This is a genomic window from Amycolatopsis keratiniphila subsp. keratiniphila, from assembly GCF_001620365.2.
Taxonomy (GTDB): domain Bacteria; phylum Actinomycetota; class Actinomycetes; order Mycobacteriales; family Pseudonocardiaceae; genus Amycolatopsis; species Amycolatopsis keratiniphila.
The window spans coordinates 1-1041 of the sequence record NZ_LQMT02000028.1; the positions used below are offsets into that span (position 1 = coordinate 1).

Annotated in this window: 1 protein-coding gene; it reads right to left on the minus strand. The window is 71.9% G+C overall.

Features of this window, described 5'->3' with window-relative positions:
• A partial coding sequence (locus AVR91_RS43920; protein WP_228709367.1) for a condensation domain-containing protein occupies positions 1 to 1041 on the minus strand: 1041 nt, incomplete at both ends.

Sequence of the window (1041 nt, forward strand, 5' to 3'; positions counted from 1 at the left end):
CCTGCCGGTCCTGCAGGGCGGTGAGCATGTCGACGACCGTCCGCCCGCCGTCCAGCGGCACCCGGATCGGCACCGTGTTCATCATGAGCCCCGGCATCGACTCCACCCCGGCGAGTTCCGCCGGCCGGGTGGCGACCGTCGTGCCGAACACCACGTCGGTCCGCCGCACCAGCCGGGCCAGCACCATCGCCCAGGCGCCCTGCACCACCGTGTTCAGCGTCAGCCCATGGTCGCGGGAGAACTCGATCAGCCTGGTGTGGAGTTCCGGCGGGAGATGGATGACACGGTAGTCGTACTCCGTGCCGGAGTCCGTCTTGGCGACCAGCGCGGGCACGTCGATGCCGTCCAGTTCGGCCCGCCACGCCGCACGGGCCGCGTCCTTGTCCTGCCGGTCGAGCCACGCGAGGTAGTCCCGGTAGGAAGCGGCGTCCACCCGCTCCGGGAGTCGTCCGCCCGCCGTGTAGGCCTCGGACACCTCGTTGAGCACCACCGCCACCGACCAGCCGTCGGTCAGGATGTGGTGACTGACCACCACCAGCCGGTACCGGTCCTCGGCCAGCCGGGCCAGCACCAGCCGGAACAACGGTGCCTTGGTGAGATCGAACCGCTTTTCCTGTTCCTGGCGCGCCAGGGCTTCGACGGCCACGTCGGCATCGCTCGCCCCCGTCAGATCCACTTCCCGCCACGGGAGGGTGACGTGCCCGGCGACGGCCTGCACGGCCTTTCCGGACGCGAGCCGGTGGAAACTCAGCCGAAGCGCGGGATGCCTCGCGAAGACCGCTTCCCACGCGGCCCGCAGCCGGGCCACGTCCCACCGCCCGTTCAGCTCCAGGATCCACTGGCCCTGGTAGATGTCGGATCCCCGGTCGTCGTCGAGGGTCGACTGGAAGAGCAGCCCCGCCTGCAGCGGTGCCAGCGGCCAGATCTCTTCGGCGTCCGGCGCGACGAGTGCCAGCTCCGCCTCGTCCTCCGCGCCGAGCACGATCAGCGGGCGGGCCGCGGGCCGCTCGGCCGGTACGGCCCTGGCCGCGGCGGCCGCCA